Source organism: Microbacterium stercoris (assembly GCF_017592545.1).
In the GTDB taxonomy this organism is placed as follows: Bacteria; Actinomycetota; Actinomycetes; order Actinomycetales; family Microbacteriaceae; genus Microbacterium; species Microbacterium stercoris.
Genome location: NZ_JAGFOA010000003.1, coordinates 37,356 through 63,383, shown reverse-complemented (window position 1 = coordinate 63,383; position 26,028 = coordinate 37,356). Strand labels below are relative to the sequence as shown.

Annotated in this window: 25 protein-coding genes; 15 read left to right on the top strand and 10 right to left on the bottom strand. The window is 71.7% G+C overall.

All coding sequences use genetic code 11. The annotated features are described in order from the left end of the window. Positions 1 to 90: 90 nt before the first annotated feature. From J5V96_RS08015 to J5V96_RS07995, 5 genes are all read left to right on the top strand, one after another. A complete protein-coding gene (locus tag J5V96_RS08015) occupies positions 91 to 579 on the top strand; it encodes a SprT-like domain-containing protein (protein ID WP_208502589.1) in 489 nt (162 codons plus the stop codon). A gap of 165 nt (positions 580 to 744) precedes the next feature. Continuing rightward, positions 745 to 1,737 carry a MetQ/NlpA family ABC transporter substrate-binding protein gene (locus tag J5V96_RS08010; RefSeq protein WP_208502587.1) on the top strand — a complete coding sequence of 331 codons (993 nt, stop codon included), beginning with the start codon at positions 745 to 747 and terminating at the stop codon, positions 1,735 to 1,737. Positions 1,738 to 1,821: 84 nt separating this feature from the next. Then, positions 1,822 to 2,925 carry a methionine ABC transporter ATP-binding protein gene (locus J5V96_RS08005; protein WP_208502585.1) on the top strand — a complete coding sequence of 368 codons (1,104 nt, stop codon included), beginning with the start codon at positions 1,822 to 1,824 and terminating at the stop codon, positions 2,923 to 2,925. Beyond that, the gene (locus tag J5V96_RS08000; protein WP_236014667.1) at positions 2,912 to 3,583 is read left to right on the top strand and encodes a methionine ABC transporter permease; all 672 of its coding nucleotides are present in this window, start codon (positions 2,912 to 2,914) and stop codon (positions 3,581 to 3,583) included. The genes J5V96_RS08005 and J5V96_RS08000 overlap by 14 nt, the downstream gene beginning before the upstream one ends. Position 3,584: 1 nt before the next feature. Continuing rightward, complete coding sequence (locus J5V96_RS07995; RefSeq protein ID WP_208502583.1) at positions 3,585 to 4,781, top strand: acyl-CoA dehydrogenase family protein; 1,197 nt, start codon at positions 3,585 to 3,587, stop codon at positions 4,779 to 4,781. Between the two features lie 48 nt (positions 4,782 to 4,829). Here the strand turns inward: J5V96_RS07995 and J5V96_RS07990 are convergent, their stop codons facing one another. Beyond that, on the bottom strand, positions 4,830 to 5,522 hold the full coding sequence (locus tag J5V96_RS07990) for a response regulator (protein WP_208502581.1): 693 nt from the start codon (positions 5,520 to 5,522) through the stop codon (positions 4,830 to 4,832). Beyond that, the gene (locus J5V96_RS07985) at positions 5,519 to 7,204 is read right to left on the bottom strand and encodes a sensor histidine kinase (protein ID WP_208502578.1); all 1,686 of its coding nucleotides are present in this window, start codon (positions 7,202 to 7,204) and stop codon (positions 5,519 to 5,521) included. Before J5V96_RS07985 ends, J5V96_RS07990 begins: the two co-directional genes overlap by 4 nt. Positions 7,205 to 7,330: 126 nt before the next feature. Here J5V96_RS07985 and J5V96_RS07980 point away from each other — a divergent pair, with 126 nt between their 5' ends. Beyond that, entirely contained in the window at positions 7,331 to 8,746 is a 1,416-nt protein-coding gene (locus J5V96_RS07980; RefSeq protein ID WP_208502576.1) for a cation:dicarboxylate symporter family transporter, read from the top strand. A 60-nt stretch (positions 8,747 to 8,806) separates the two neighbouring features. Continuing rightward, on the top strand, positions 8,807 to 9,451 hold the full coding sequence (locus J5V96_RS07975; RefSeq protein WP_208502574.1) for a dihydrofolate reductase family protein: 645 nt from the start codon (positions 8,807 to 8,809) through the stop codon (positions 9,449 to 9,451). A gap of 20 nt (positions 9,452 to 9,471) precedes the next feature. Here J5V96_RS07975 and J5V96_RS07970 read toward each other — a convergent pair whose 3' ends face one another. Next, on the bottom strand, positions 9,472 to 10,101 hold the full coding sequence (locus J5V96_RS07970) for a 2-phosphosulfolactate phosphatase (protein ID WP_208502572.1): 630 nt from the start codon (positions 10,099 to 10,101) through the stop codon (positions 9,472 to 9,474). A gap of 246 nt (positions 10,102 to 10,347) precedes the next feature. Here J5V96_RS07970 and J5V96_RS07965 point away from each other — a divergent pair, with 246 nt between their 5' ends. Then, complete coding sequence (locus J5V96_RS07965; protein WP_208502570.1) at positions 10,348 to 10,860, top strand: hypothetical protein; 513 nt, start codon at positions 10,348 to 10,350, stop codon at positions 10,858 to 10,860. After that, a complete protein-coding gene (locus J5V96_RS07960; protein WP_208502568.1) occupies positions 10,860 to 11,354 on the top strand; it encodes a GNAT family N-acetyltransferase in 495 nt (164 codons plus the stop codon). Before J5V96_RS07965 ends, J5V96_RS07960 begins: the two co-directional genes overlap by 1 nt. 81 nt (positions 11,355 to 11,435) lie before the next feature. Here J5V96_RS07960 and J5V96_RS07955 read toward each other — a convergent pair whose 3' ends face one another. Then, positions 11,436 to 12,950, bottom strand: a complete 1,515-nt coding sequence (locus J5V96_RS07955; protein WP_236014666.1) for an FtsX-like permease family protein — start codon at positions 12,948 to 12,950, stop codon at positions 11,436 to 11,438. Next, positions 12,947 to 13,720, bottom strand: a complete 774-nt coding sequence (locus tag J5V96_RS07950; protein WP_208502566.1) for an ABC transporter ATP-binding protein — start codon at positions 13,718 to 13,720, stop codon at positions 12,947 to 12,949. The genes J5V96_RS07955 and J5V96_RS07950 overlap by 4 nt, the downstream gene beginning before the upstream one ends. 150 nt (positions 13,721 to 13,870) lie before the next feature. On the opposite strand from J5V96_RS07950, the gene J5V96_RS07945 reads away from it, so the two are divergent. After that, positions 13,871 to 14,317: a Fur family transcriptional regulator gene (locus tag J5V96_RS07945; RefSeq protein ID WP_307793563.1), complete on the top strand. Its 447-nt coding sequence runs from the start codon at positions 13,871 to 13,873 to the stop codon at positions 14,315 to 14,317. Positions 14,318 to 14,398: 81 nt separating this feature from the next. Beyond that, positions 14,399 to 16,633 (top strand): catalase/peroxidase HPI, encoded by a 2,235-nt coding sequence (katG, locus tag J5V96_RS07940; RefSeq protein ID WP_208502564.1) that lies wholly within the window; start codon positions 14,399 to 14,401, stop codon positions 16,631 to 16,633. A gap of 46 nt (positions 16,634 to 16,679) precedes the next feature. Here the strand turns inward: katG and J5V96_RS07935 are convergent, their stop codons facing one another. Continuing rightward, on the bottom strand, positions 16,680 to 17,639 hold the full coding sequence (locus tag J5V96_RS07935; protein ID WP_208502562.1) for an EamA family transporter: 960 nt from the start codon (positions 17,637 to 17,639) through the stop codon (positions 16,680 to 16,682). Between the two features lie 72 nt (positions 17,640 to 17,711). Here J5V96_RS07935 and J5V96_RS07930 point away from each other — a divergent pair, with 72 nt between their 5' ends. Further along, positions 17,712 to 18,605 carry a LysR substrate-binding domain-containing protein gene (locus J5V96_RS07930; RefSeq protein ID WP_208502559.1) on the top strand — a complete coding sequence of 298 codons (894 nt, stop codon included), beginning with the start codon at positions 17,712 to 17,714 and terminating at the stop codon, positions 18,603 to 18,605. A 333-nt stretch (positions 18,606 to 18,938) separates the two neighbouring features. On the opposite strand, the gene J5V96_RS07925 is transcribed toward J5V96_RS07930, so the two are convergent. From J5V96_RS07925 to J5V96_RS07915, 3 genes are read right to left on the bottom strand one after another with little or no spacing between them, the layout of a single operon-like run. Next, the gene (locus tag J5V96_RS07925; RefSeq protein WP_208502557.1) at positions 18,939 to 19,574 is read right to left on the bottom strand and encodes a response regulator; all 636 of its coding nucleotides are present in this window, start codon (positions 19,572 to 19,574) and stop codon (positions 18,939 to 18,941) included. Then, a complete protein-coding gene (locus J5V96_RS07920) occupies positions 19,571 to 20,794 on the bottom strand; it encodes a sensor histidine kinase (RefSeq protein WP_208502555.1) in 1,224 nt (407 codons plus the stop codon). Before J5V96_RS07920 ends, J5V96_RS07925 begins: the two co-directional genes overlap by 4 nt. 59 nt (positions 20,795 to 20,853) lie before the next feature. Next, a complete protein-coding gene (locus tag J5V96_RS07915; protein ID WP_208502553.1) occupies positions 20,854 to 21,921 on the bottom strand; it encodes a threonine aldolase family protein in 1,068 nt (355 codons plus the stop codon). A gap of 274 nt (positions 21,922 to 22,195) precedes the next feature. Here J5V96_RS07915 and J5V96_RS07910 point away from each other — a divergent pair, with 274 nt between their 5' ends. After that, complete coding sequence (locus tag J5V96_RS07910; RefSeq protein ID WP_208502551.1) at positions 22,196 to 23,038, top strand: alpha/beta fold hydrolase; 843 nt, start codon at positions 22,196 to 22,198, stop codon at positions 23,036 to 23,038. 73 nt (positions 23,039 to 23,111) lie between these two features. Next, positions 23,112 to 23,672, top strand: coding sequence for a TetR/AcrR family transcriptional regulator (locus J5V96_RS07905; RefSeq protein ID WP_208502549.1), 561 nt, complete (start codon positions 23,112 to 23,114; stop codon positions 23,670 to 23,672). 48 nt (positions 23,673 to 23,720) lie between these two features. Here J5V96_RS07905 and J5V96_RS07900 read toward each other — a convergent pair whose 3' ends face one another. Then, positions 23,721 to 24,347 (bottom strand): NUDIX hydrolase family protein, encoded by a 627-nt coding sequence (locus tag J5V96_RS07900; protein ID WP_208502546.1) that lies wholly within the window; start codon positions 24,345 to 24,347, stop codon positions 23,721 to 23,723. A gap of 997 nt (positions 24,348 to 25,344) precedes the next feature. Here J5V96_RS07900 and J5V96_RS07895 point away from each other — a divergent pair. Beyond that, positions 25,345 to 25,983: an alpha/beta hydrolase gene (locus tag J5V96_RS07895; protein WP_208502544.1), complete on the top strand. Its 639-nt coding sequence runs from the start codon at positions 25,345 to 25,347 to the stop codon at positions 25,981 to 25,983. Positions 25,984 to 26,028 lie beyond the last annotated feature (45 nt).

Here is a 26,028-nt window from a genome sequence, read left to right as displayed (position 1 = left end):
AGCGGCGCGTCGTGACCAGGAGGGCCGGACCCGGGCCGGCGGGGGCGGCGCGGAGCGCGAATGTCGGATGCGGCGGCTAGCGTTCTGAGGGTGTCGGATCTCAATCGCGTGCGGGTGTGGGCCCAGGCCCTCATCGACCTGCACCTCGACGCATCGTGGACGTTCGCCTTCGACAACGCCAAGCGCCGCGCGGGGCTGTGCGACTACACGCGCAAGCGCATCTCGGTGTCGCGCTACCTGACCGCGCGCTACGACGACGACACCAACCACCAGACGCTGCTGCACGAGGTGGCGCACGCCATCGCCGGGCCGGGGGCCGGCCATGGCGCGGCGTGGAAGCGCGTGGCGCGCGACCTCGGCTATGTCGGCGGCACGACCCACCACGGCGAGACCGCGACCGAGCTGGCGCCGTGGGTGGGGCAGTGCCCGAACGGACACCTGGCGTACCGGCACCGCAAGCCCGCGCGGGCGATGTCGTGCGCGAAGTGCTCGCCGCGATTTGACGAGCGGTTCCTCTTCGCCTGGACGCGACGCGAGATCACTCAGGCCGCGCGCCGCGCGGCGGTCACTCCGCGCTGATCGCCGCCTAACTCCTACAAGTCCGGTAGGGCAAGCTCTGTGACGCTGTGTCACGCTGCGTTTCAGTGCGCGACGGGGCGTTTGTCCGCCGCCACCCGCGTCGCGAACCATGGGGGCATCGAGCGGCTCCGCTGCCGCTCCACCGCACAGCACCCAGGAGCGACCATGACCGAGAACAGCACCCCCGAACCCCAGAGCGAGCTGCGCGCCGCCCTCGACGCGGGCCGCAAGAAGCGCCGCACCGGCCTGATCGTCGGAGGCGGCGTGCTCGCCGTGGCCGCGATCGCCGCCGCCGCGATCGTCGGCGTGAACGCCGCCGGCCAGGGCTCCACCAAGCCCGACGCCGCGGCCGCCGCCGAGCCGCTCTCGATCAAGGTCGCGGGATCCGGTGAGAGCGCGCTGCAGGATGCGGTCAAGCTCGTCGCCGAGGAGAAGGGCCTCGAGATCGAGTGGGTCAACTTCACCGACGACTGGGTGCTGCCGAACACCTCCCTCGTCGCGGGCGAGGTCGACGCCAACGCCTTCCAGCACAGCGCGTTCCTCAGCGCGTTCAACGTCGAGAACGACGCCGACCTCGTGCCCGTGGTCTCCACCGTGATCGTGCAGTGGGGCATCTTCTCGAACACGCTGACGAGCCTCGACGACCTCGCCGACGGCGCGAAGATCGTCATCCCCGATGACCCGTCCAACGGCGGCCGCGCCCTGAACATCCTCGAGGCCGCGGGCCTCATCGAGGTCGACGACGCGAAGGGCATCTTCCCCACCGTCGACGACGTCACCTCGAACCCGAAGAACCTCGAGTTCGTGCCGATCAAGGCGCTCACCATCCCGCAGCAGTACGCCGATCCCTCCATCGCCGCGGTCGTCGTGGGCACGAGCTACTTCGACCCGAGCCAGGAGATCACCCCCGAGGACGCGCTGTTCCTCGACGACGCCCTCGCCGACCACTCGCTGCCCTACGTGAACTTCATCGCCACCCGCGCCGACGAGGTCGACTCGCCGGCCTGGGACATCATCGCGGACGTCTACTCCGACGAGCGCGTCCAGGCCGCCCTCGACGAGGACACCCACGGCACCTCGGTGATCGTCGACATCGACGCCGAGAAGCTGCAGGACAAGCTGCGCGAGCTCGAGGACTTCGCCCGCGACAGCAAGTGAGCCGTACCGCCCGGATCGCCGCCACGGCGATCCGGGCGTTCGGGCGTCCGCCTCCGATCCGTCTCCGCCCCACCGAGGAGAACCATGAGCACCGCCATCGCGTTCGAGAACGTCTCGAAGACCTTCACCGTCAACGGCCGCGCCTTCGCGGCCCTGGATGACGTCAGCCTCGCCATCGACAGGGGCGACATCTACGGCATCGTCGGCTACTCCGGCGCCGGCAAATCCACCCTGCTGCGCACCGTCAACGCGCTCGAGCGGCCCACGAGCGGGCGCGTGCTCATCGACGGCCGCGACGTCACGGCCCTGAACGATCGCGAGCTGAGCCGACAGCGACAGCGGATCGGCATGATCTTCCAGCAGTTCAACCTGCTGGGCTCGCGCAACGTCTACAAGAACATCGCGTACCCCCTGAAGCTCGCTGGCCTGCCGCCTGCCGAGATCGTCGACCGCGTCGAGGAGCTGCTCGACTTCGTCGGCCTCACCGACAAGGCGCTGCAGTACCCGAACCGTCTCTCGGGCGGCCAGAAGCAGCGCGTGGGCATCGCACGGGCGCTGGCCAACCGTCCCGACATCCTGATCAGCGACGAGGCGACCAGCGCGCTCGATCCGCAGACCACGGGCGAGGTGCTCGACCTGCTGCAGCGTGTCAACCGCGAGTACGGGGTGACGATCCTGCTCGTCACGCACGAGATGGATGTCATCCGCCGGATCGCCGACAAGGTCGCGGTCATGGAGGATGGCCGGGTCGTCGAGCACGGATCGGTCTATGACGTGTTCTCGAACCCGCAGAACGACACCACCCGCCGCTTCGTCGGATCGGTGCTGGATCACGAGGCCGCCGACACCACCCTCGGCCGCATCCGCGAGGTGCACACCGGGCGCCTGGTGCGGATCCATGTCGGCAACCGCGAGACGAACGATCCGTTCCTCTCCCGGATCGCGCGACGCCACGAGGTCGACTTCAACGTCGTCTACGGCGGTGTGAGCGAGCTGCAGTCGCGCCTGTTCGGCACGCTGACCGTCGAGCTGCTGGGCGCGGGCGAACGGGTCGACGCCGCCGTGACCGAGCTGCGCGAGCTGGCCGAGGTCGTCGAGCTCTCCGCCGCAGGCGAGGCCGATCCCGCCGCCGCCCCCGCCCCCGCCGCTGACGCCCCGAACGAGGAGGCCGCTCTTGCCCGCCATTGACTACGCCACGCTGCTTCCGAAGATCTGGGCCGCCCTCGGCGAGACCCTGATCATGGTCGGCGGGTCGTTCTTCTTCGCCTCGATCATCGGGCTGCTGCTCGGCCTCGCGCTGTACGCGACGCGCTCGGGCAATCTGCTCGAGAACCGCGCCGTCTTCGTTGTGCTGAACGCCATCGTGAACGTGCTGCGGCCGATTCCGTTCATCATCCTGGCGGTCGCGCTGATCCCCCTGACGCGCGTCGTGATGGGCCAGGGCTATGGGCCTGTCGCCGCGGTGTTCCCGCTGACGATCGCCGCGGGCGTCGCCATCGCACGCATCGTCGAGTCGAACCTCGTCGCGGTCGATCCGGGCGTGATCGAGGCCGGCAGCGCCATGGGCGCCCGCCCGGCGCGCGTGCTGTTCGGCATCGTGGTGCCCGAGGCGCTCGGCCCGCTCACGCTCGGCCTGACCTACATCTTCGTCGCGCTCATCGAGGCCACCGCGGTGGCGGGCGTGATCGGCGGCGGCGGTCTCGGCAACCTCGCCATGACCTACGGCTACCAGCGCTTCGACTGGTTCGTGATGATCGTGGTCATCATCGTGATCATCCTGCTGGTGCAGGTGGCGCAGCTGATCGGCAACCTCATCGCGCGCCGCGTGATGCACGAGGACGCCTGAGATGCCCGGATCCGACCTGATCGCGCGCTTCGCCGCGGTCTTCGACGAGGTCGGCGCGGGGGCGGCCGAGCGCGACAGGCTGCGCACGCTGCCCTATGCCGAGGTCGAGCGCCTGCGCGAGGCGGGGTTCACGCGCGTGACGCTGCCCGTCGAGCACGGCGGAGACGGAGCCGGTCACGCCGAGTTCTTCGACCTGCTCGCCGAGCTGGCGCGTCGCGATCCGAATCTCGCCCAGCTGTTCCGCTCGCACTTCAGCTTCGTCGACCGCACCGTGCTGGCGCCGCCGTCGGCGCAGAGAGACGCGCGCCTTGCGCTGGTGGCGGAGGGCCGGATCATCGGCAACGCCTCGCACGAGCGCTCGGCCGCCAAGGTGGGCGCGTACAGCACCGCGCTGTCGCGCGACGCCGGCGGCGCCCTGGTGCTGAACGGCACGAAGTTCTACTCGACCGGCACCCTGTTCGCCGATTACACCGGCGTCGCGGCCACGACCGAGGACGGCGGCCTCGCGAGCGTGCTCGTGGCGACCGATGCGCCCGGCGTCGATCGTGTGGACGACTGGAACGGCTTCGGCCAGCGCCTGACGGGCAGCGGCACGACCGTGTTCGACGGGGTGGCCGTGCACGACGACGACGTCGCCCCGTTCCGGCGCGGCGAGCGCCCGTCGCACGCAGGCGCCTTCGTGCAGCTGGTGCTGCTGGCCGTGGTCGCCGGCATCGGCCGCGCGATCGTCGACGACGCGGTGCGGTTCGTGCGCGCCCGCACCCGCACGTACAGCCACGGCAGCGGCGCGACCGCGCAGCAGGATCCGATCGTGCAGGAGACGATCGGCGAGCTGGAGGCGGCACGATTCGCCGCCGACGCCGCAGTCGCGTCCGTCGCGCGAGGGCTGGACCGCTCGACGGCGGCGATCCGGAACGGAGAGCGGGAGGACCGGATCGGCGACATCGTCGCGGGGCTCGACGCCGACGCCGCCCGCGCGCAGCTCGTGGTGCTTCCCGCCGTGCTGGATGCCGCGACGCGCCTGTTCGAGGTGGGCGGCGCGAGCGCGACCGACCTCTCGCTCGGGTTCGACCGCCACTGGCGCAACGCCCGCACCGTCGCCTCACACAACCCCGCCCGCTACAAGGCGCGCGCCCTCGGCGACCTGCTGCTGAACGACACCCCCGTCGCCGGCTGGTGGAGCACCGGCGAGGCGTAGCGCGCGATGCGCGCGACGCGCCTACCCGCGGCGGCACGGCGCGCCGCGCTACCCGCGCGGGCGCGAGTATTCGAGCTCCGGGCGGCCGCGGGCGCCGTGGCGCGGCGCCCGTGTGGCGACGCCGTGGTCGGCGAGGTGCTCGAGGTAGCGCCGGGCGGTGACCCGTGAGAGGCCGAGCGCCTCGGCGACCTCGGAGGCCGAGCGCGGATCGGGCGATGCCGCCAGCAGCGCCGACACGGCCTCGAGCGTCTCCTCCGAGAGCCCCTTCGGCAGGCCGGGGGCGTTGGAGGTGCGCAGGGCGGCGAACGCCCCGTCGACCTCGTGCTGGCTGAGGGTCGAGACGGGCGCCTGCATCGCCTCGTGGAAGGTGCGGTAGGCGCCGAGCTTCTCGGCGAACACCTCGAACACGAAGGGCTTGATCAGGTACTGCACCACGCCCACGGCGACCGCACGGCGCACGGCTTCGAGCTCCCGCACCGCGGTGACCGCGATCACATCGACCGCGAGACCCGACGCACGCAGCTCGCGGCACAGGTCGAGCCCGTGCCCGTCGGGCAGGTTCAGGTCGAGCAGCATCAGCTGCACCGGGGCGTCCCCCGCGGCCGCATCGCGCAGCGCCCGCCGCGCGGCCGAGGCCGTGCCCACGACCCCGGCGACATCGAAGCCCTCGACGCGGCGCACGAACGCGGCGTGCGCCTGGGCGGTGCGAGCGTCGTCCTCCACCACGAGCACGCGGATCATGCGTCGCTCCCCTCGGCTGCCGACTCGGGCAGCAGCACCGTGAACACCGCGCCGCCGCCGGGTGCCTCGGTCACCTCGACCGTGCCGCCGAGCCCGGTCACCACCTGCCTCACGAGCGTCAGGCCGTGGCCGTGCGCCGCGCCGCTCTTCGACGTGACACCGCGCTCGAACACCCGCTCGCGATCCCCGGGAGCGATGCCGTCACCCGAATCCGAGACCTGGAAGACGAGGGATCCGTCGTCGGAGGACGAGAGGTACACCTCGATCCAGGCGTCGAGGTCGCCCGTGCGGGCCGCCCGCGCCGATGCGGCGTCGATGGCGTTGTCGATGAGGTTGCCGAGGATCGTCACGACGTCGGCCGGCGGCAGGCCCTGCGTGCCCGGCGCCAGGTGCGTCTCGAAGTGCATCTCGACGGCGCGCTCGTGCGCCTGCGCGGCCTTGCCGAGCATCAGCGCCGCGATGACGGGCTCATCGACCGCGTGCAGCACGCGGTCGGCGAGACGCTGCCCGAGCGCGCGCTCCGACGCCGCGAACTTCAGCGCCTCGTCGGACTGCCCCAGCTCGATCAGCGTCGCGATCGTGTGCAGGCGGTTGTCGAACTCGTGCGCCTGCGCGCGCAGGGCGTCGGAGATCGTCGTCACGGACGACAGCTCACCCGTGACGCGTCGCAGCTCGGTGCGGTCGCGCAGGGTCAGGATCTGCGCCTCCCGCCCCGCCGCCTCCGCGACCGAGCGCGCCACGAGGAGGTCGCGCCCGCCGATCCGCTCCACGGCCTCGTCGTCGGATGCCGCCAGCAGCTCGCGCACCTCCGCGGGCAGCGCCGGATCGTCGACGGCAAACGGCGGCGAGCGGTCGATGCCGAGCAGCCGCCCAGCCTGGTCATTCGCGAGCACCACCCGCGCGGAGGCCCCTGCGCGGCGCTCGATCAGCATCAGCCCCTCCTCGAGCGAGTGGAGCACCACCTCGTGCGCGGCGAACAGCCGGGCGAGCTCGTCGGCGTCGCGCCCGTCGGTCACCCGCTCGAGACGCCGGAACAGCATCCATGCGGCGGCCGCTCCGAGGCCGATCACCACGACCGTGAACAGCCCCACGAGCTGCAGGCGGGTCAGGATCGACGCGGTCACGCTCTGCAGGGTCACCCCCGCCGACACGAGTCCCACGATCTCGCCGTCCGCGCGCACGGGCGTCACCGCCCGCACCGACGGGCCGAGCGTGCCCTCGTACACCTCCGTGAACGTCTCGCCGTCGAGTGCCGGATCGATCGTGCCGAGGAAGCGCCCGCCGATCCGCGATGGATCCGCGTGCGTGTAGCGCGTGCGATCCGTGTCCATGATCGTCACGTAGTCGACGTCGGTCGCGCGCAGGATGCCCTCGACGTAGGGCTGCAGCACGGCGGACGCGCGAGCGACCGACCCGTCGCGATCCGGATCCGCGTGCGCGGCCGCGACCACCTCGATCACCGACGGATCGATCGCGAGCGTGGTGGCGAGCTCAGTCGAGGTGTCGGCTGCGCGCGCATTGGCCGTCTGGTGCGCGTCCCACGCGAGGCCGACGAACACGACCGCCACCCCCGCGAGCAGCACGAGCCCGAGCTCGATGAGGAAGCGGCGCGCGATGCTGCGGCGGCGCTCGCGGATGGGCGCGGCCTCGGCCGCATCCTGGTCCGCCTCGTCGCGTCGCATGCGTCCATCTTGTCGGCCCGTGAATCGGATCCGGACCTCATCCGCGCGAACACTATGCACGCAAATGTCGGAGGCGCATGGCGCCGGGACAGGATCGGGTCACTCAGCCGGACAAAGGAGTCCCCCATGGCAACCTCATCCCCCACGGCCCGCGCGACCAAGAAGCGCGGCATCGACAAGCAGCACTGGCTGTACATCGCGGTCGTCGTCGCGGTGATCGCAGGCGTGATCGTGGGCCTCGTGGCCCCGGACTTCGGCGCCTCGCTCGCCTGGATCGGCAAGGGCTTCGTCGCGCTCATCAAGATGATGATCGCCCCGGTGATCTTCTGCACGATCGTGCTCGGGATCGGATCCATCGCCAAGGCCGCGACCGTCGGCAAGGTCGGCGGTCTCGCGCTGCTCTACTTCCTGGCGATGTCGACGTTCGCGCTGTTCATCGGCCTCGTGGTCGGCAACATCATCCACCCGGGCGAAGGCCTCACCGTGCCCGACAGCGGCTACCAGGTCGAGGGAGAGGCCGAGTCGACGACCGACTTCGTGCTGGGCATCATCCCGACCACGCTGTTCTCGCCGCTCGTGGGCGACTCGGTGCTGCAGGTGCTCTTCGTCGCTCTGCTCACGGGCTTCGCGCTGCAGGGCATGGGCAAGAGGGGCGAGCCGATCCTCGGCGCCGTGCGCCAGCTGCAGACGCTGGTGTTCCGGATCCTGACGATGGTGCTGTGGGTCGCACCGATCGGAGCGTTCGGCGCGATCGCGGGTGTCGTCGGGGAGACCGGATGGGGCGCGGTCGTCTCGCTCGCGACGCTGATGGTCGGCTTCTACGTCACCTGCATCCTGTTCATCGGCATCGTGCTGGCCGCGGTGCTGTGGTTCGTGGCGCGGATCAACATCTTCTCGCTCATGCGCTACCTCGGCCGCGAGTACCTGCTCATCGTCTCGACGTCGTCGAGCGAGTCGGCGTTGCCGCGACTGATCGCCAAGATGGAGCACGTCGGCGTCTCGAAGCCGGTGGCCGGCATCACCGTGCCGACCGGGTACTCGTTCAACCTCGACGGCACGGCGATCTACCTCACCATGGCCTCGCTGTTCATCGCGACGGTGATGGGCGACGCCATGCCCCTCTCGGAGCAGGTCGGCCTGCTGGCGTTCATGATCATCGCCTCGAAGGGCGCCGCGGGCGTCACCGGCGCGGGCCTGGCCACGCTCGCGGGCGGTCTGCAGACGTTCCGCCCCGATCTCGTCGACGGCGTCGGCCTCATCGTCGGCATCGACCGCTTTATGTCGGAGGCGCGCGCGCTGACCAACTTCACCGGCAACGCGGTGGCGGCGATCGTCATCGGGCAGTGGACCCGCGAGTTCGACCGCGACCGCGCCCTGCAGGTGCTGCGGGGCGAGCGCCCGTTCGACGAGCGCACGATGCTGGCGGACGGCCACGACGCGGTCGAGGAGCCCGAGTTCGAGAACCTGCCCGAGCTGCCGCACGACGGCCAGGGCCCCTCGCCCCTGTCCGCGACGATCCCCCAGCCCGTCTCGCGCCGCTGATCCGGATCGCATCCCGTGGGCCCTGTCTCGATGTCCGAGGCAGGGCCTACGCTCACTTCCATGAGCGTGCGCGTCGACCTGAACATCTCACTCGACGGCTTCGCCGCGACGACCGACCAGACACCGGAGAACCCCTTCGGCGACGACTGGGGGCGTCTCACCGCGGCGTACGTGGCGACCCGCACGTTCCAGCAGCGGGTGCTGGGCGACACCAGCGGCGCCGGCACCACGGGGGTCGATGAGAAGTACGCCTCCGAGTACTTCGACAACATCGGCGCCGAGGTCATGGGCGCCGGCATGTTCGGCCTGCACAACTTCCCGGATGACCCCGACTGGCGGGGCTGGTGGGGCGAGGAGCCTCCGTTCCACTATCCGGTGCACGTGCTGACGCACCGCGAGCGACCGTCGATCGAGTTCGCGAACGGCACGGTCTTCCACTTCCTCGCCGCGACGCCCGAGCAGGCCCTCGCCCGGGCGACGGCGGATGCCGGTGGCGCCGACGTGCGCGTCGGCGGCGGTGTCGAGACGGTGCGCTCATTCCTGCGTGCGGGACTGGTCGACCGCCTGCACGTGGCGATCGCGCCGATCCTGCTCGGGCGCGGCGTCTCGCTCTGGGAAGACCTGCGCGGCCTGGAGGCCGGCTACGACGTCGAGTCGGAGGGCGCGGAGTCGGGCGTCACGCACCTCACCTTCCGCCGCGGCTGACGCGCCGCGGCGCGCCCGTCTCAGCGCGCGACGAAGAAGCCCTCGCGCAGCACCGGAACCACATCGGTGGTGTCGAGCTTCGCCGCCGCGCGCACGTCGTCGCGACCGTCCGGGTCGTCCTCGAGCTCGCGACCCGATCCGGACCCGGTCACGAGGTGGGTGATGCCGCGGCGCAGGGCGACGAAGGCCTCGGCGGCCGCGACGGCCTCCGGCGACGAGTGATCGATGCCGAGCGGCACGAGGGCGTCGATGATCGCGCCGGCCGCGAGCAGGTCCTCGACGGCGAAGCGGATGTCGCCCTCCGGCGTGCGCTCGCCTCCCGCGATCACGGCCACCGAGGTGCGGGCCTGGCGACGCTCCTGCTCGGCCTTGACGGCGCGGGCGACGGCGGTGGCGTTGCCCAGCGTGCCGGCGAACACCACCGGCACGTCGGTGCGGGCCGCGAGCTCCTTGGCGATCGCGCCGCCGTTGGGGCACGTCGAGCGCGCGATGTCGAAGTCGTGGCCCTTCGCGAGCACCTTCAGCACGCCCGAGGAGTACCGGATCGGATCCGCGATCACGTACACGTCGGCCGGCTCGAGCCGCCGCAGCCCCTCGACACCCCACTCGAGGCGGACCTGATATGTGCTCTGCGAGAACGGCGTGCTCATGTGCTCAGCGTAATTCGGCACGGCGCGGCGCCCGGCCCCGCGAGACGTTCGGCGTCACGCAAGGCCACGCGGGGTCGCCGCCGAGGGCGGTGCCAGGTCGCGCGGGGTCGCCGCCGGGCGTTGACTAGTCCTCCGCGGCATTACTAGTCCCGCCTGGACTAGTAGTCCCGCGCGGGACTAGTCAACGGCCAGGCAGGTGGCCACCCGGGGCTGACATCGCGGGCGGGCGCTGGCAGAGTCGGAGCCATGCGCATCCTGCTGAAGCTCGTGCTCGACATCGACGCCGACGCCGCGTGGCGCGCCCTGCACTCGCAGGCCGCGCTCGCCGAGCTGTACGGGCCGCTGCTGCGCGTCGAGGCGCTGGCGGCGCCCGTGCCCACGGTGGCCGACGGAGACGACGTGCCCGTGCGCTACAGCACGCTCGGCGTGGGGGTGGGCTCGCATCTGATCTCCGTGCACGACCGACGCAAGACCGACACCAACGGCGATGTGCGGATCCTGCGCGACTCGGGCATCCCCCTCACGGGCCCGCTCGCGAGCCTCGACGTCTGGGACCACCAGATGGCCGTCTGCCCGCTGCCCGGCGATCCGTCGCGCACGCTGTGGCGCGAGCGGCTGGTGATCGGCGGCGGCTGGGCGCCGGCGCTGTGGGCGCCGCTGTGGGCCATGTGGCAGTGGCGCGCCGCCCGCCTCAAGAGCCTCGCGCCCACCTGGGCGTTCGACCCGCAGCCGCTGCACGCCGACGCGGTGGGCGCCTGATGGCGGGCATCCTGATCCGGCGAGCGGAGCCGGATGACGCTCCCGGGCTGGGCGAGGTGCACGTGCGAACGTGGCAGATCGCGTACGAGAAGCTGATCCCTCAGGCCGTGCTCGACTCGCTCGACATCGTGGCCCGCGCGGCGCGCTGGCGCACAACGCTGGAGGATCCCCGCAATCCCGGACGCACCTGGGTCGCGCTCGAGGGGAAGAAGCTCATCGGCTTCGCCTCCTCCGGCCCCGCTCGCGGCGACGACGCGCCGCATCCGCTCGAGCTCTGGGCGCTGTACGTGCATCCGAACCGCCACGGATCCGGCGCGGGCGCGCTTCTCGCGGACGCCGCGCTGAGCGACGAGCCGGCCTTCCTGTGGGTGCTCGACGGAAACGCCCGCGCGATCCGCTTCTACGAGAAGATCGGCTTCGCCTTCGACGGAACCATCAAGGAGGAGCGTCACGGCGGCGTCTACCTTCACGAGCGCCGGATGGTGCGGGGCTAGGCCCAGCGAAAGACCCTGGTGGTCAGGAAACGCCGTGGGCCCCGACAGCCGCACGGCGCTTCCTGACCACCAGGGTCGGTGTCACTCCCCGGCGAGCGCCTCGACGGGCGCCACGCGCGTCGCCAGACGCGTGGGCGTGACCGCGGCCGCGAGGGTGAGCACCGTGGCGGCCACGACGATGCCCGCGACGGTGAGCCACGGCACCGCCGGCACCACGATGAACGACGAGATGCCGAGGTTCGTCGGCACCGAGCCGAGCACCGACTGCGCGCCGGCCCAGCCGTAGGCGACGCCCAGGATCAGTCCGAACACCAGCGCGGTCAGCGTGATGTGCACCGCCTCGAGCAGCACCATGCGGCGGATCTGCTGGTTCGACAGCCCCAGCGAGCGCAGCAGGCCGAGCTCGCGGCGACGCTGCACCACACCGATCGTGAGCAGGTTGATGAGGCCGACGGCGGCGATCACCGCGGAGACGCCGACGAGCACCATCATCACGGCGGCGAACTGGTCGAGCACCTCCAGGCGGTCCTGCGGGTATCCGGACAGCTCGGCGCTGCGGATCATCACGACCTGAGCCGTCTCGGCGGCGACCGCGAACATCGTCACGAGGGTGACGCCGATGACGACGCCGATCGCCATACGGCTCGACCGCTCGGGATAGCGCAGGGCGTTCTCGGCGGCGAGCCGCGCGACCGCGCTGCGCCCGAACATCCGGCCCGTCAGCCGCAGCAGCGGCGGCATGATCGCGGTCGCCCCGAGCACCAGACCCGTGAACGAGACGAGGCCGCCGAGGAACGCGGGGGCCACACCCATCGGCGAGAGCATGCCGACGAACGCGCCGAGACCCAGCAGGGCCGCTCCGATGCCGATGAGGACGAGCGCGGTGACGCTGCGACGGGGGCGCGCGAACTCGTCGTGCGCGCGCTCGACGGATCCGCCCAGAGCCTGGAGGGGCGTGACCGACAGCACCCGGCGGGATCCCGCCCAGGCCGCGCCCCACGTGGTGAGCACAACGACCGCCGCCGGGATGAGCAGCTGCGCCTGCGCGACGTCGTAGGGCACGTCGCCGACGAAACGCGCCGCGACCGCGATGCCGATCGCCGCGACCAGCATGCCGAAGCCGAGGCCCAGCACGGCGCCGATCGTGCCGACCACCAGTCCCTGCGACGCCACCTCGCTGCGCTGCGAGCGCGCAGTCGCGCCGATGAGGCGCATGAGGGCGATGCGGCGGGTGCGGCCGGCGACGATCGTGGAGAACGTGTTCGCCGTCACGATCGCGGCCACGTACAGGGCGAGGGCGAGCAGGATCACACCGAGGATCGCGATGACTGCGAGCGCGAGTCCCGAGTCGCCGATGTACGGATCGGCCGCGATCATCGCGCCGATGAAGCCGGTCGCGCTGAGCAGCAGCACGCCGAACGCGCTCGAGAGCGCGGCGACGAGGATCGAGGCGCCCATGCCGCGCTCACGCAGGAAGGCGAGGCGGTGGATCCAGGGAGCGGTGCCGGAGGTCTCGGGCACCACGGCGGCGAGCGCGGATGCCGACGGGGTCGCCGGTGCCTCCTCGCTCACGTCGGTGGCTTCGCGACTCATCATGCCGACACCGCCTCGGCCTGCTCGCCGGCCAGCATGTGCGCCGAGATCTGCTCGGCGGTCTGACGCGGCTTGTCGGCCGCGATGCGGCCGTCGGCGAGGAACAGCACACGGTCGGCGTGGCTGGCGGCGATGGGGTCGTGGGTGACCATGGCGATCGACTGCCCGTGCTCCTGGCTCGCGGTCGCGAGCAGCGCGAGCACCTCGCGGCCCGTGCGGGAGTCGAGGTTGCCGGTGGGCTCATCGGCGAAGACGAGGTCGGGGGCCGTGGCGAGCGCGCGGGCGATCGCGACGCGCTGCTGCTGTCCGCCCGACAGCTGGTGCGGGCGGTGGCCGAGGCGCGGGCCGAGGCCCAGCGAGTCGATGAGCCCGTCGATGCGGGCGCGCTCCTGCGCGTTGGGGGTGCGACCGTCGAGGTCGAACGGCAGCAGGATGTTGCCGCGCACGTCGAGTGTGGGCACCAGGTTGAACGCCTGGAAGACGAAGCCCACGCGGCGGCGGCGCAGCAGGGTCAGCTCGGTGTCGCCGAGGCCCGTGATGTCGGTGTCGCCGATCCAGGCGCGACCGCTGGTGGGGGCGTCGAGGCCCGCCATGATGTGCATCAGCGTCGACTTGCCCGATCCGCTCGGGCCCATGATCGCGGTGAACTGGCCACGTCGGATGCCGACGGTGACGTCGTCGAGCGCCCGGACGGATCCGTCGCCCGATCCGTAGGTCTTGGTCAGGCTCTGCACGCGGGCGGCGAGCCCCATGTCGGTGGTCGTGATCTCCATGCTTCGAACGTACGGATCGGCACCCGTCCACCGGATCGCCCGGACGGCTCATCCGTGTACATCGCAAGAATGATCCGCGCGTCCACTGGCGGTTGTCAGGCGTCTCGGCTAGTTTTGAATCATTCAGTTCTTCTCGGATCGGATCCCCCTGTGAGCCACGAACACGACGAGCACCGCGCCGGTGCCGAGCAGGTGCTGCGCTCCGCTGACCTGCGTGTCACGGGCCCCCGGATCGCCACCCTCGCGGCCGTGCGCGGCAACGCCCATGCCGACACCGAGACGGTGATCCGCGCCGTGCGCGAGACGCTGCCGTCGGTGTCGCACCAGGCCGTCTACGACTCGCTCTCGGCGCTCACGCAGGCGGGCATCATCCGCCGCATCCAGCCGAGCGGATCCGTCGCCCTCTACGAGTCCCGCGTGGGCGACAACCATCACCACCTCGTCTGCCGCTCGTGCGGCCGCGTCGTCGACGTGGCCTGCGAGCACGGCGCACCGCCGCCCTGCATGACGCCGACCGACGGCCACGGCTTCACGATCGACGAGGCCGAGGTCGTCTACTGGGGGCTGTGCGCCGACTGCCAGCCCGCCGCCGCCTGATCGCCGCGCCTGCCGTCCCGCAGCGCCGATCCGGCCCTTCCGCTCCCCCCGCTCCCATCCCGTTCCCCTAGAAAGGCGACCATGACCGAGAACACCGGTTCCTGCCCGCTCGGATACGACGCCCCGGCCGGCTCCGTCCAGCCCGCGTCCGTCGACAGCGAGCCCGCTCTGCCCGGCACCGAGGCCCACGTCGGCGCCTCGCCCGCGAAGCGCGTCCACCCGACCATGGGTTCGGCCAACACCGAGTGGTGGCCGAACAAGCTCAACCTCAAGATCCTTGCCAAGAACCCCGCGGTCGCGAACCCCCTGGGCGAGGACTTCGACTACACCGAGGCGTTCCAGGCGCTCGACCTGGCGGCCGTGAAGGCCGACCTCGCCGCCGCCATGACCGAGTCCAAGGACTGGTGGCCCGCCGACTTCGGTCACTACGGCCCCTTCATGATCCGCATGGCCTGGCACTCGGCCGGCACCTACCGCTCGCACGACGGTCGCGGCGGCGGCGGCGCGGGCATGCAGCGCTTCGCCCCGCTCAACTCGTGGCCCGACAACGTCAACCTCGACAAGGCTCGCCGCCTGCTGTGGCCGGTCAAGAAGAAGTACGGCCAGTCCATCTCGTGGGCCGACCTGTTCATCCTCGCCGGCAACGTCGCGCTCGAGACGATGGGCTTCCCGACCTTCGGATTCGCCGGCGGCCGTCCCGACGTCTGGGAGGCCGACGACGACATCTACTGGGGTCCCGAGCAGGTCTGGCTCGACGACGAGCGCTACACGGGCGAGCGCGACCTCGAGGCACCCCTCGCGGCCGTGCAGATGGGCCTCATCTACGTCAACCCGGAGGGCCCGAACGGCAACCCCGACCCGGTGCAGTCGGCCCGCGACATCCGCGAGACCTTCCGCCGGATGGGCATGAACGACGAGGAGACCGTCGCCCTCATCGCCGGCGGCCACACCTTCGGCAAGACGCACGGCGCCCACAAGGACGACAAGCTCGGCGCCGACCCCGAGGCGGCTCCCCTCGAGAATCAGGGCCTCGGCTGGAAGAACGGCTACGGCACCGGCCACGGCGAGGACACCGTCACGTCGGGCCTGGAGGTCACCTGGACCTACCACCCGACGCGCTGGGACAACGAGTTCTTCCACATCCTGTACGCGTACGAGTGGGAGCTGTTCCAGTCGCCCGCCGGCGCCAACCAGTGGAAGCCGAAGGACAACGGCGGCGCCGACCTCGTGCCGATGTCGCACTCCGACGGCAAGCGCGAGCCGCGCATGCTCACCTCCGACCTCGCGCTGCGCTTCGACCCTGAGTACGACAAGATCTCGCGTCGCTTCAAGGACGACCAGCAGGCGTTCACGGACGCCTTCGCCCGCGCCTGGTTCAAGCTGACCCACCGCGACATGGGCCCCAAGGCCCGCTACCTCGGCCCGGAGGTGCCCGCCGAGGACCTCCTCTGGCAGGACCCGCTGCCCGCCGAGGGCGGCGCGACGGATGAGGCCTCGATCGCCCGCGCCAAGGAGCTCATCGCCGCCGCCGGCCTGTCGATCTCGGAGCTCGTCTCGACCGCCTGGAAGGCGGCCGCCACGTTCCGCTCGTCGGACAAGCGCGGCGGTGCCAACGGCGGACGCATCCGCCTCGAGCCCCAGGTGTCGTGGAAGGTGAACCGCCCCGAGGCCCTCAAGCCCGTCATCGCGAAGCTCGAGGAGGTCGCGGCCGAGTCGGGCCTGTCGTTCGCCGACGTCGTCGTGCTCGCCGGTGGCGTGGGCGTCGAGCAGGCCGCTGCCGCGGCCGGCTACGAGATCCAGGTGCCGTTCACCCCGGGCCGCGTCGACGCGACGCAGGAGCAGACCGACCTCGAGCAGTTCGCCTGGCTCGAGCCCGTGGCCGACGGATTCCGCAACTACGACAGCGGCTTCCTGAAGCTCCCCAGCGAGTACCTGTTCCTCGACCGCGCGAACCACCTCGGCGTCTCGGCTCCGCAGGCGACCGCGCTCGTCGGCGGCCTGCGAGTGCTCGGCGCCAACTGGGACGGCTCCGACACGGGTGTCTTCACGGCCACCCCGGGCGTGCTCACCAACGACTTCTTCGTGAACCTGCTCGAGCTCGGCACCGAGTGGACGCCGAACGAGGATGAGACGCTCTACACCTCGAACACGGGCTTCACCGGCTCGCGTGTCGACCTGGTGTTCGGCGCCAACTCCGAGCTGCGCGCGCTGGCCGAGGTCTACGCCTCGGACGACGCCAAGGAGAAGTTCGTGAAGGACTTCGCCGCCGCGTGGGCTCAGGTCATGGACAACGACCGCTTCGACATCAAGAAGTAAGCCTCATCTGAAGGGGCCGGGTTCCGTACGGAGCCCGGCCCCTTCGCTATGCGCGGGCGTCTCGGCGCACGGGCTCGTCGGGCGTCACGCCGGGTTCACCGCCCTCGCTCGCCGAGCGGGCGCGCGCGATCCGGAACGTGCCGGGCCTGCGCACGCGGATGACCCCGGTCGCCACGATCACCCCCGCCACCAGCAGCGCGCCGCCGGCGAGCTCGCCCGGGGTGGGCACCTCACCGCGCACGAGCCACGCGCTCGCGATCCCCACCACGGGAACCAGCAGGATCCACGGTGCGACCGCCGAGGCCGGGTTGCGGGCGAGCAGCCCGTTGTAGATGCCGTAGCCGACGAGCGTCGCACCGATCACGGTGTACACGGTCGACAGGGCGGCTGCCCAGCCGAAGTGCGCGATGCCGAGCCACACCCGATCCGGACCATCGATGAGCAGCGCGAGAGCGAGCGCCGGCACGGGCACCACCAGCCCCGACCACACGGTCATGCCGAGGCCGCCGGGCGCCTTGGCGGCGCGCGCGATGACGTTTCCGATCGCCCACGACAGGGCGCCCGCGAGGCACAGCAGCAGCGCGATGAGGGGCACGTGCCCGCCGCGTCCGACGCCGACGACCGCCAGGCCGACCGAGCCGAGCACCACCCCCGCGATCTGCGCCGGGGTCGGACGCTCGCGCAGCACCCCCGCGGCGATGAGGATCGTCAGCACGACCTGCGCCTGCAGGACGAGCGACGCGAGACCGGGCGGCATGCCCAGCGCCATCGAGGCGTAGAGGAAGCCGAACTGGCCGAGCGACATAAACGCGCCGACGCCCACGAGCTTCGTCCACGACACCCGCGGGCGCGGGACGAACCAGATCGCGATCAGCACCACCGCCGCGAATCGCACGGCCAGGAAGAGCAGCGGCGGCATGTCGCCCATCCCGAGGTCGATCGCGACGAAGTTCACCCCCCAGAGGAGGGCAACCAGGGCGGCGAGGAGGGCGTCACGGCGGTTCATGGCTCCAGCCTGCGCGGCCCGTTCGTGAAGCACTAGCGAACGTTCGTTTACATGACCGCGTAGCATCGCTGCATGATCGATCTTGATGCCCTCGTCGCTCTGCGGGCGATCGACGCGCACGGCGGCGTCGGGGCCGCAGCCGCCGAGCTCGGCTTCACCCCGAGCGCGGTGTCGCAGCAGATCAAGCGCCTCGAGCGACAGACGGGTGTGCCGCTGCTCGAGCGCATCGGGCGCGGTGTGATGCTCACCGGCCACGGCCGCCACCTCGTCGACGAGGGCGCGCGCCTGCTCGCCGACCTCGAGCAGATCGAGGCGAGCGTGCGGCGGCAGGCCGATGCAGTGGCGGGGCGCATCCGGCTCTCGGCGTTCTCGACGGCCACGCGCGGACTCGTGGCACCCGTGATCCGGGCGCTCCACGATGCGCACCCCCACCTGGAGATCGTGCTGACGGAGAAGGAGCCCTGGGACTCGATCGACCTCGTCGCCGCGGGGCACATCGACGTGGGCATCGCGCACTCCTGGGGCGACGTGCCCCTGGAGATCCCGGATCACGTGGTGGCCGTGCCGATCGCGCGCGACGTCGCCGACGTGATCGTGCACCGCTCGCACCCCCTGGCCGGCCGGGAGGCCGTGACACCTCGCGACCTGCTCGACGAGGGCTGGATCGCCACGCCCGAGGGCACCATCTGCCGCCAGTGGCTCGGCCGAATGCACGACGGAACCGGGCGTCGTCCGCGCATCGCGCACGTCTCGACCGAGTTCGACAGCCACCTCGCGCTCGTGCGCGCGGGCCTCGGCATCGCGCTCGTGCCCCGCCTCGGGCGAGCGCCGCTGGGCGACGACCTGATCGCCGTGCCCACCCACGACCCCGAGCCCACCCGCGAGGTGCTCGCGCTGCACCGCCGCACGATGGCGGCGTCACCCGCGGTGGCGGCCCTGGTGGAGGCCCTGCGCGCGGCATCCTGAGCCGCCGCGCGGGTTGAGGCGGCGGGCGGAGGCCGCGGGGCCGCGAGGGCACATCCTCGCCGCGGGGGCGTACCCCACAGGATGTGCCCCGGCGCGCGCGATGTGCCCCCGCGGCGCGCGATGTGCCCCCGCCCCTCGTTCGTCGAGCGAGCGAAGCGAGTCGAGACGCCCCCGCGCGCGCCATGTGCCCCCGCCGCGCGCGATGCTGCCCTCACCCCTCGCTCGTCGAGCGAGCGAAGCGCGTCCAGACGCCCCCAGCGCGCGCCATGTGCCCTCACCCCCCGTTCGTCGAGCGAGCGAAGCGAGTCGAGACGCCCCGAGCGCGCGTGAGGCCTAGGCCAGTCCGTGCTCGAAGGCGAAGACGACCAGCTGCACGCGGTCGCGCAGCGCGAGCTTCGTCAGGATCCGGCTGATGTGGGTCTTCACCGTCGCCTCGGAGAGGAACTCCCGCGCGGCGATCTCGGCATTGCTGAGGCCGCGAGCGGCGAGGGCGAAGATCTCGCGCTCGCGCTCGGTGAGGTCGCCGTACGACGCCGGCACGGGCTGCGGGGCCTCGGCGAAGTGCGCGAACAGGTCGCGCGTCGCCGCCGCCGCGATGACCGACGAGCCCGCGTGCACGGTGCGGATCGCGGCGAGCAGGAACTCCGGATCCGCGTCCTTCAGCAGGAACCCGGATGCGCCCTGCCGGATCGCCCGCGCGGCCGCCTCGTCGAGGTCGAAGGTGGTGAGCATCACGATCTTCGGCGGATCCGGCTGCTGCAGGATCTCGGCGGTCGCCGCGAGGCCGTCCATCACGGGCATCCGGATGTCCATCAGCACCACGTCCGGTCGGGCCTGTGCAACGAGCGCGAGAGCCTCCCGCCCGTCGCCCGCCTCCCCCACGACCTCGAGGTCGGGCTGGGATGCCACCAGCATGCGGATGCCCGCTCGGAAGAGGGCCTGGTCGTCCACCAGCGCGACGCGGATCATCCGTCGATCCTGTCATCCCCAGCCTGGATGGGCAGGGTCGCCCGCACCACGAACGTGCCGCCCTCGGGGGCCGCGAGCAGCTGACCGCCCACCAGCTGCGCGCGCTCGCGCATGCCGATGAGCCCGTGCCCGCCCCCGTCCGAGGGGCGCCCGTCGGCGCGGATGCCGTTGCGGATCTCGAGGCCCACCCGATCCGGCAGCCAGGACAGGCCGACATCGACGGGGCCGCCGTCTCCGTGGCGCAGCGTGTTGGTGAGGCCCTCCTGCAGGATGCGGTAGACCGCAAGCTGCACGGTCGTCGGCGGCGTGCCCACGGGCGCGGGGTCGACGTCGACGCGCAGGTCGACTCCCGCCGCGCGCACCTGCGCGTACAGCTGCTCGAGGTCGGCGAGGCTCGGCTGGGGACCGACCTGCTGGCTCTCACCGAACTGGCTGTGGCGCAGCTGCGTCAGCAGCAGGCGCACGTCGGACAGGGCCGCGCGCGAGGTCTGACTGATGGTGGTGAGGGCTCGCGTCGCGGCCTCCGGATCGGCCGCGGCGGCGTAGCGGGCGCCATCCGCCTGCGCGATCACCACCGCGAGCGAGTGCGCCACCACGTCGTGCATGTCGCGCGCGATGCGGCCGCGCTCCTCCTCGGTGGCGGCGCGTGCCTCGGCGGCGCGCTGCGCGATGCGCACCTGCCGCCCCCGCACGACCGAGCGGAACAGCGCGCCGGCCGTCCACGACAGCGCGAGAGCGAACAGCGCCGCGAAGAACGACAGCAGCGCGTTGAGCACGCCGTCGCGCAGCGTGACGCCGTAATACGGCGCCGCGAGATACAGCGTGATCGCGACGGCGCCCAGCGCCGTCGAGACGAAGCCCGCCCAGTACACGAGACGCGAGCCATAGGCCGCCGTCGCGAACAGCACCACGAAGATCGCCGTGTTCGCGAACATGGGCGACTGGCCCGTGGCCATCTGGAACAGCGCGCCGACCCAGGCCGTCGTCAAGGCGATGGGCGGGCTCACGCGGCTCGTCATCAGCGCCGCCGCCATCAGCAGGATCGTGATGCCCGTGAGGATGACGTCTGCCGGGCCGTCGAGCGTGCGGAAGAGGAACAGGCCCGATCCGGCCAGGAACAGCAGCCCGGCCACGCTGTCGATCGCCCACTGCGTCTGGCTGACGGGCCGGATCAGGGGCTGGAGCTGGTCGATCCAGCGGCGGGGCGTGCTCTCATCCATCCGTCTCACCGTATGCGCCGCCTCCGACACCACGCATCCGCCGCACGATGTATCCGGCGTCAGCCGCGGGTCGCGTCGGCCACCGCCGCGACGAACGCGTCGACGTCAGCCTCCGTGGTGTCGAAGCTCGTCAGCCACCGCACCTCGCCCGTCGCCTCGTTCCAGTCGTAGAAGCGGAACCCTCGGTCACGGATCCGGTCCGCGGCGCCCGCGGGCAGCGCCGCGAACACGCCGTTGACCTGCGTGGGCTGCGTGAACGAGACGCCCCGGATGGATCCGTCGGCCAGGCCCGCCTCGATCCCGGATCGCAGGCGCGCGGCCATCGCGTTGGCGTGCGCGCCGCTGCGGAGCCAGAGGTCGTCGGTGAGCAGGGCCACGAGCTGCGCCGAGACGAATCGCATCTTCGAGGCGAGCTGCATGGCGCTCTTGCGCAGGAACTCGATGCCCGTCACGGCGTCGGGGTTGAGCACCACGACCGCCTCGGCCCCGATCGCGCCGTTCTTCGTGCCGCCGAAGCTCAGCACGTCGACGCCGATGTCGCGCGTGAACGCGCGCAGCGGCACCCCGAGCGCGGCGGCCGCGTTGGCGATGCGCGCACCGTCGACGTGCAGCGCGAGCCCCAACTCGTGGGCGCGGTCGGCGATCGCGGCGATCTCGGAGACCGAGTACAGCGTGCCGAGCTCGGTCGACTGCGTGATCGACACCACCTGCGGCACGGCCTGATGCACCCCCCGCGACCCGGCGACGGCGGCGATCAGATCCGGGGTGAGCTTGGCATCGGGCGTCGATACGGGGATCAGCTTGAACCCGCCGATCTTCTCGGGCGCCGCCCCCTCGTCGGTGTTGATGTGCGCGAGCGTCGGCGTGATCACGGCGCCCCAGCGCGTCACCATCGACTGCAGCGCGGTGACGTTCGCGCCCGTGCCGTTGAACACGGGGAACGCCTCGACGCCCTCGCCGAGCAGGGCGGCGAACTGCTCCTGCAGCCGCGCGGTGTAGGGGTCCTCGCCGTACGACACCGCGTGCCCGCCGTTCGCCGCGGCGATCGCCGCGATCACCTCCGGATGAGCGCCGGCGTAGTTGTCGGAGGCGAAATGGCGAACGGCGACGTCGTGCAGGGGTTCCACGGATCGAGCCTACGCACCGCCGCCCCGGCCGGGCGCGGCCACAGGCGGGGGCGTTCGCTGCGGCTGCGCGGCACACGATTCCGAAAAGCAGGGGCCCGGGTCGCTTCGCTCCCCCCTACTTTTCGGAATCGGCACCGCTCCGCCTCCGCGGACGCCCCCTCCAGTCGCGCGACACGCCCGGGATGCACGGACGGTTGCGCAGAGAACGTACGTTCTCATATGGTTTCAAGCAAGCGAGAACGAACGTTCTCCACCAGGCCGAAAGAAGGACATCATGGGCAACATCACCGTCGGACAGCAGAACTCCACCGCCATCGAGCTCCACTACACCGATCAGGGCGAGGGCCAGCCGGTTGTGCTGATCCACGGCTACCCGCTCGACGGGAACAGCTGGGAGAAGCAGACCGTCGCGCTGCTCGACGCGGGTTACCGCGTGATCACCTATGACCGCCGCGGGTTCGGCGGATCCTCGAAGGTCGCGGCCGGCTACGACTACGACACCTTCGCCGCCGACCTCAACACGGTGCTCGAGACGCTCGACCTGCGCGACGTGATCCTGGTGGGCTTCTCGATGGGCACCGGCGAACTCGCCCGCTACGTGAAGAACTTCGGATCCGACCGCATCGCCAAGCTCGCCTTCCTCGCCTCGCTCGAGCCGTTCCTCGTCGAGACCGACGACAACCCGGAGGGCGTGCCGGCCAGCGTGTTCGAGGGCATCAAGGCCGCAGCCAAGGCGGATCGCTTCGCCTGGTTCACCAACTTCTACAGCGACTTCTACAACCTCGACGAGAACCTCGGCACCCGCATCAGCGAGGAGACCGTGCGCGCCAGCTGGATCACCGCGATCGGCAGCGCCCCGGTCGCCGCCTACGCCGTGGTCGACTCGTGGATCGAGGACTTCCGCGAGGACGTCGTGGCGGTGCGCGAGGCGGCCGTTCCCACGCTGATCCTGCACGGCACGAAGGACCGCACGCTGCCGATCGACGCCACGGCCCGCCGTTTCCACGAGGCCGTGCCGGCCGCCACCTACGTCGAGATCGAGGACGCCCCGCACGGCCTGCTCTGGACGCACGCCGAGGAGGTCAACGCCGCGCTGATCTCCTTCGTGCAGGCCTGAACCCCGATTCGCAACCGGATCCGAGAACGATAGTTCTCGGATCCGGTTACGCTTGTCTCCAGAAAGGAACACCATGACCACCGACGCAGACGCCCGCACGCAGATCATCCGGGCCGCGAGCCGCCTCTTCTACACGCAGGGCATCGGGCGTGTGGGGATGGACGCCGTGCGCGACGCGGCCGGCGTCTCGCTGAAGGCGATCTACAAGCAGTTCCCGTCGAAGGAGGACCTCATCCTCGGCGTGCTCGAGAATCTGCACCAGAGCTGGAACACCGGCATCGACGGCGCCCTCGCCGAGGTGCCGAGCCCGCGCGATCGTCTGCTCGCGGTCTACGACTACCTCGCCGCGTGGTTCGACCGATCCGACTTCCGCGGCTGCGGCTTCATCAACGCGTTCGGCGAGCTCGGCGCCGGCAGCCCCGCCGTGGCCACCGCCGTGCGCGAGCACAAGCTGTCCTTCCTCGCGACGGTGGACGCGCTCGTCGCCGAGGCCGGCGGACCCGCGGAGCTCGGCCCGCAGCTCGCCATCCTCGCGGAGGGCGCGCAGACCACGGCTGCGATCCTGGGCGACGCGAAGATGGCCCACGTCGCCCGCCGCGCCGCCGAGACGCTCATCGACGCCGCGTTCGCCTGATCCGTCCCGCGAGGGGGCGGATCCGTCTCCCGCGTCGGCGGATCCGGCTCAGCGCAGCGCGCCCACGCTCGCCAGGGCCGTGCGGATGAGCGTCGACCGACCGCCCTCCATCTCTGCGGCGAGCGCCGGAGACGACGCCTCCGCGGGCGTCAGCCAGGTGACCTCCAGTGCGTCCTGACGCGGATCGATCGTGCCCGTCACCGGCACCACGAACGCGAGAGACACCGCGTGCTGCCGGTCGTCGTGATAGGCGCTGACGCCGGGGATCGGGAAGTACTCCGCCACCGTGAACGGCACGGGAGACGGCGGAAGCAGCGGGAACGCCATGGGCCCGAGGTCGTTCTCGAGGTGACGGAACAGCGCGTCGCGCACCGTCTCGCCGTATCGCACCCGACCCGACACGATAGTGCGGGTGATCTCGCCCAGCGGCGTCGCGCGCAGCAGGATGCCGACCTGCGTCACCGCGCCGGTGCCGTCGGTGCGCACCGGAACGGCCTCGACGTACAGGATCGGCATACGCCGTCGCACCTCGGCGAGCTCGATGTCGGTCAACCAGGCGGGGTTGGCACCGCCTCCCGGCACGCCGCCGAACCCCGCCGCACCGACAGCCGAGAAATCGGCGTCGGAGTCGTCAGGCTGGTCCTGGGGATCCGGATCGGGAGTGCGCACGGCCATAGGTCTTGTATACCCGCTGGGCAGGACATCCGCCCGCCGAGCTCGCCCGCGCCCGCGCGGCGGGAGGACATCCCGCACTGGGAGGACCGGATCCGCCCACCCCACCCTCCGCACCCGAGATCCCCTCCCCGCGCGCGCCCCGCCCGCCCCGCGACGGGAGGGCATCCCACAGCGGGAGGACTAGATCCGCCCGCATCACCCTCCGCACCCGAGATCCCCTCCCCGTGTGCACCCCGGGCCGCACCGCGACGGGAGGGCATCCCGGGCCGCACCGCGACCGGAGGGGATCCCGCGACGGGAGGACCGGATCCGCCCACACCACCCTCCGCACCCGAGATCCCCTCCCCGTGCGCCCCGCGACCGGAGGACATCCCGCGACGGGAGGACCAGATCCGCCCGCACGAGCCTCCGCACCGGAGATCCCCTCCCCGCGCGCGCCCCGGGCCGCACCGCGACCGAAGGGGATCCCGCAACGAGATGACCAGATCCGCCCACACCACCCTCCAGATCCGAGTCCCCTCCCCGCGCGCAACCCCGGCCGGCAACGCGACCGGAGGGGATCCCGCAACGGGAGGACCGGATCCGCCCGCTCAACCCTCCGCACCCGGGATCCCCGCCCGCGATCCCCTCTCCGCGCGCACCCCACCCCGCCCCCCGAGATCCCCTCCCCGCACGCACCCCGCCCCGCACCGCGACCAGAGGGCATCCCACAACGGGAGGACCGGATCCGCCCACACCACCCTCCAGATCCGAGTCCCCCTCCCCACGCGCACCCCGGCGGGAGCACGCGACCGGAGGAGATCCCGCAACGGGAAGACCGGATCCGCTCACACCACCCTCCGAACGCGGGATCCCCTCCCCGTGTGCCACCCCGGCGGGAGCACGCGACCGGAGGGCATCCCACAGCGGGAGGACCAGATCCGCCCACCCCACCCTCCGCACCCGAGATCCCCTCCGTTCGAGTGCGGATGTCGGCGGGTCGGGGGAGACTGGCCGGGTGACTCTCTCCCTCGACTCCGATGCGGTGCTCTGGTCCGGCGAGCGCGACGGGCGCCCCCTGCTGGTGCTGCTGCACGGCTACGGCGCCGACGAGCGTGACCTCTTCGCCCTGCGCAGCCTTCTGCCCGACGGGTTCGCGATCGCGGCGCTCCGCGCGCCGCTGGCCCCGCCTTTCCCCACCCCGGGGCGGTCGTGGTACCCGATCGAGGGCCTCGATGCCCGCGACGCCGGACCCACCACCCTTGCCGCCGAGGCGGTGGTCGCGTGGATCAGCGAGGTCGCGGGCGACGCCCCCGTCGGTCTGCTCGGGTTCTCGCAGGGAGGAGCCGTGGCGCTGCAGACGCTGCGCCTCGCCCCGGAGCGCATCTCGTTCGTGGTCAATCTCTCGGGGTACGCGACACCGGGCGAGCTGCCGCGCGACGCCGAGCTCGCCGAGAACCGGCCGCCGGTCTTCTGGGGCCGAGGCACGCTCGACGAGGTGATCCCGGCGGCTCTCGTGCTGCACACCACCGAGTGGCTTCCCGCACACGCCGACCTGGTCGGCCGTATCTACCCCGCACTGGGCCACGCCGTCTCCGAGCTCGAGCTGCAGGACGTGCGCGTCTTCCTCGAGAAGCAGCGCGAGCAGCTGGGCTGATCCCGCCGCTCCCGAATCCGTCGCCGGCGCGCAAGCCCCCCGCGA